The following is a 1,069-nucleotide window of genomic DNA, read 5'->3' on the forward strand; positions in this document are numbered from 1 at the left end:
CGCCAACGGCGTGCAGCCGGCCGTGTTCGGCTACGTGGACTGGCTGAACATCATGACGTACGACGGCGGCAGCCCGCACGCCAACTACGACTGGTCAGTCAACGCGGTCAACTTCTGGAAGAACCGCGGGCTGCCGGCCAGCAAGGCCGTCATCGGCGTACCGTTCTACTCGCGGCCCGGCTACTACACGTTCGCGGACCTGGTGGCTCGGGACCCGGCCAACGCCAACCGCGACTGCACCACGGTGAACGGCTCCAACGAGTGCTACAACGGCCTGCCGACGGTCCGCCGCAAGACCCAGTGGGCGATGGCCAACGCCGGCGGCATCATGTTCTGGGAGATGTCCCAGGACGCCGGCGGCGCCAACTCGCTGGTGAGCGCGATCTACACGACCGCCACTGGCGTTGGCCCGACCAATCCGCCGACCACCACGCCGCCGACCGGCCGCACGGGCCGCATCACGGGCCTGGCCGGCAAGTGCGTCGACGTCGCCGCGGCGTCGACGGCCAACGGGGCGGCGATCCAGCTGTACACCTGCAACGGTACGACCGCCCAGACCTGGACCGTCGCCACGGACGGCACCCTGCGCGCCCTCGGCAAGTGCATGGACGTGACCAGCGCCGGCACCGCCAACGGCACGAAGATCCAGCTCTGGGACTGCAACGGCACGGGCGCCCAGGTCTGGCAGAGCCAGTCCAACGGCACCCTGCGCAACCCGGTCTCGAACAAGTGCCTCGACGTCACCGACAACAGCTCGGCCGACGGCGCGAGACTGCAGATCTGGGACTGCTTCGCCGGCGCCAACCAGCGCTGGACCCTTCCGTAGCGGACTTCATTGGTGGGGTGTGAATGGGGTGGCGGCTTTCCGTCGGGGGAAAGCCGCCACCCCGTCGTGCGCTAGACGATCTATTCCAAGGGATCAGTGGTCGTAGGCGATCAGTGATCGCATGATCGGCTGGCCGGTGTGCCAGTTGTGCCAGATGGCGGCGGTCATGGCCAGGAGGCGTTGCAGGATGCGGACGGCTGCGCCTGCGGGGGTGCGGCCGCCGGGCCGTTCGAGGTTGAGTTG

1 protein-coding gene is annotated in these 1,069 nt (G+C 68.5%); it reads left to right on the plus strand.

Annotated elements, in window-relative coordinates; genetic code table 11:
- The coding region (locus ABZS66_RS61815; RefSeq protein WP_354774321.1) for a ricin-type beta-trefoil lectin domain protein at nucleotides 1-826 on the plus strand (826 nt) is incomplete at its 5' end.
- Nucleotides 827-1,069: the final 243 nt, after the last annotated feature.

The organism is Dactylosporangium sp. NPDC005572 (assembly GCF_040605515.1).
Lineage (GTDB): Bacteria > Actinomycetota > Actinomycetes > Mycobacteriales > Micromonosporaceae > Dactylosporangium.